2 protein-coding genes and 1 pseudogene are annotated in these 3341 nt (G+C 37.7%); all 3 read right to left on the reverse strand.

Annotated elements, in window-relative coordinates; all coding sequences use genetic code 11:
- Window positions 1-270: 270 nt before the first annotated feature.
- The 3 genes and pseudogenes from N9I19_RS24220 to N9I19_RS24230 all read right to left on the reverse strand — a co-directional run bounded on the left by N9I19_RS24220 (window position 271) and on the right by N9I19_RS24230 (window position 3037).
- Window positions 271-1938 (reverse strand): M4 family metallopeptidase, encoded by a 1668-nt coding sequence (locus N9I19_RS24220; protein WP_411730919.1) that lies wholly within the window; start codon window positions 1936-1938, stop codon window positions 271-273.
- A 631-nt stretch (window positions 1939-2569) separates the two neighbouring features.
- Window positions 2570-2715, reverse strand: a pseudogene (locus tag N9I19_RS24225) (DUF1048 domain-containing protein); the annotation flags it as partial.
- A complete protein-coding gene (locus N9I19_RS24230; protein ID WP_317779255.1) occupies window positions 2708-3037 on the reverse strand; it encodes a PadR family transcriptional regulator in 330 nt (109 codons plus the stop codon). The pseudogene N9I19_RS24225 and the gene N9I19_RS24230, both read right to left, overlap by 8 nt.
- Window positions 3038-3341 lie beyond the last annotated feature (304 nt).

The following is a 3341-nucleotide window of genomic DNA, read 5'->3' on the forward strand; positions in this document are numbered from 1 at the left end:
CACTGGGTTATGTAAGTCCGATTGATTACAAACTTGAACACCTTAAAAAAGTTGTCTAGTTTAGTGTTGACATACCATTATTTATCTTTCCTTACAAGTAGTGAACAGCACTCCACGTGTCCAGAGTGAATGTGGCAACACATGGGGGGCTGGTGAGACCATAACAAAAAATCCCCCAAACTCTTATTCTGGGGGAACATAAAAGCACTTCAATATCCTTCTAAAATCCGCTAAAAATATTGATTCCTGCGGGCGGATCCAATTATATACTTAGTAAATTCCCACCGAATCAAATCCGGCAGCAGCTGCAGCCTCTTCCTTGCTGCCTTCACCATAAATATCAATTGCAGACTGAACAATAGCCTTACGAGCGTCACTAAAATCAGAATTTGGCGTTAAATAAACGCTTATTGAACGATAGTAGATTTGTCCTAACTTGTGCCTTCCAATTTCTTGACCAATCAAGTATGCAGCGTGGTTTGTAATCGAGGAGTTAACATGGACACCGCCGCCATCAACCGAAGTTGGCATGTGATAAAATTCATCCATATGAGCCGGATAGACTCCACTGCCATATGCAGCTCTTTCCGCATTACTTACTACAACACTGTTGGGATTACTTAAGCTGCGCAATCTCGTTACACCGTCAGCTTTAGCAGCTGGTGCCATAATATCCTCACCCATTTCCCAATCATCATCGTCAACAAGTGCACCAAAGACGTCAGCAAATGATTCGTTTAGTGCTCCAGATTGATTGCGGTAAACTAAATTTGCTGTATGAGTGATGACGCCATGAGTCATTTCGTGGGCAGCAACGTCAAGACCGGCTGATAGTGAAATAAAGTACTCACCGTCACCATCCCCATAGGTCATCCAACGCCCATTCCAGGATGCATTGTTGTAATTATTGCCATAGTGTACCTTAGAAATGATGGCCATTCCTTCACCATCAAGAGAATTTCGGCCATGCTCATTAAGGTAATAATCATATACCTTTTCCGAATTATAGTGTGCATCGACAAGAGCCCGATCATAGTCGCCGATAAATGCAGCAGAATTCCCCACATATAGAGTATCATTACTGGAACTATTATCATTTTTAGCATCATACGTAAGTATTCCATCAAGACCATTATGAGAGTAATCAGCTAACGCAAACTGAGTTCCAGATTTAGGTTCCTTCACTTGGGTAATATGTAATTCCCTGTGAGCACCATGTACCCCTTTTCCAGCACCTTTTTGTGTTTTCATTTCATCAGCATGCATTAAACCATTATACTTATCGATGATTTCTCCCGTGTTTGCATCCACAAAGACAAACCAGTTGCCAGGCTCATCCCCCATGAAGTTAACATTCACTTTATAAGCTGTATGATTCTTTCCTTCAAAAGGATAGACTACAAGCTCAGAAGTTGGCTCATACGTTAGCTCTTCAGGGGCATTGACAGATGAAAGTGCCTGCTTTAGTGCTGCATCACTGCTTAAGGAGGCAGTCGTGTCCACCGCATCATCGGCAATCGTCTGATTTACTCTTCCGTTGACGGATACGACTTCATTATTCTTATTAAAATGAACAATAACTTCGGATCCTTCTACGTTCACTCCATTTATTGATTGATTAAAGCGAACGTGGGTCATACCGAGTTTATCTTTTTGTGAATCTTTTACTTTTAGGTTTTTATCTGGATTTTTAATTTCGGTTTTACCTTCGTTCTTCTTTAAATAATTTAGTGCATTGGAAGGGTTGCTAGAAGAGAATTTCTCGGCAAATCGCTCCTTCACAAAAACAGGAACGTTTGCCTTCTCATTCCACTTAGAAGCTTGTACACTACTAGCCGGCTTCGCAAATACATTACCGGCTGGGATAGAACCTACCAACAACGCTGACGATAGAACTGCAGGAACAATAAACTTTTTCTTCAATACGATACCCCCCATTTTTTTCCATAGATTTTATTATAGATTAATAAAAGTTAATTTACATGAATATTTGGAATTATCTTAATTTTATAAAAACTATTAAAACCCAGATGATATCTTATGTTAGGTACAATTCACCACTTGACATGGTGATGAAATTAAAAATACCTCTAAATTTATTGGATTTTCTATACTTTTTTTGTAGTTAATTTAAACTAATTATAAAAGGTTGATTAATTAATTAACATATAAGGTCATTAATAAAGGGGGATAAAATAGTGATATTCCCCCTTTATTGCATTTCTCGACGGCCTGTCTATACTGTGTCGTTTTCTTTATTCTTGAGAAGCCAAGATAAAAGAAGAAGATACTAAATCAATAAATTTGAAAACCCTTTGCTATATATGCTAGCAAAGGGTTCATTTTTTCTTCCTTAAAATCATTTGTTTCTCCAGCTATTCTTTTGCTGCTTTGATACAAAATAATTATAATAGATAACTACTTTTTTACATCAACAACTCTTTAAACTCTTCTATAAACCTTCAATCCAAAAATATATGAAATTAATGAAATTAATATTATTAACACCATCCAACCGAACGACACCCACAGATCATTTCCAACAGGCTGCGAGTCTAACAGATTTCTTTTTCAAAATCTCAAACATGCCTGTTCCCTTTGCAAAATTCCACATATATTTTTCAATTGCTTTCATCGCCTTTCTGTATTCTTCTGGTTCACTCGTTTTTTATAGGCACGATATTCTCTTTTTTCTTGCATCATTTTTTTAAACATTTCTTTTCTCCTTTATTTCATTCATTTTTTCTTCTAAGAATGTCCAACGCTCCCAAAATCCCTTTAACTCTTGTTCTCCTTTAGCGTTTAGCGTGTAAAATTTTCTCGCAGGTCCAAGCTCTGACTTTTTCTTCTCAATCTCGACGAGCCCTTTTTTCTCGATTCGAACAAGAATGGTATATACAGTTCCTTCCACAATATCTCCAAAACCTAAATCGTTTAGGTACTTTGTTATTTCATAGCCGTAAGTTTCTCCAGCATGAATCTTTTGAAGCACCACCCCTTCAAGAACACCTTTAAGCATTTCAGTTCCATTTTTTATTTTTATTTACTTCTTTTATATTTATGTAGTAAAACCGAACATTCTCCCCTCCCGAAAGAGGAGGGAAAAAACATCTGACTGATTTTAAAGAGGCGGCGGTAGAAAGAGGAAATTACATGAACACATCTTTATCAAAAGTCCCAGCCTATATACTATGTCCCCACAAGAAAGTTCCGTTCCACACTGGAAAGAAACTGAACGAAAACGGAGAGTCCACCTAAAGTGAGGAAAATACCCTCAATTTCAATGGCACCGGAAAGATGATGCTTCCGGCTGGAAGGCTGAGGCGTTAACTTACAATGTC

Origin of the sequence: Peribacillus sp. CSMR9 (assembly GCF_033141925.1) — a bacterium.
Lineage (GTDB): Bacteria > Bacillota > Bacilli > Bacillales > DSM-1321 > Peribacillus > Peribacillus simplex_A.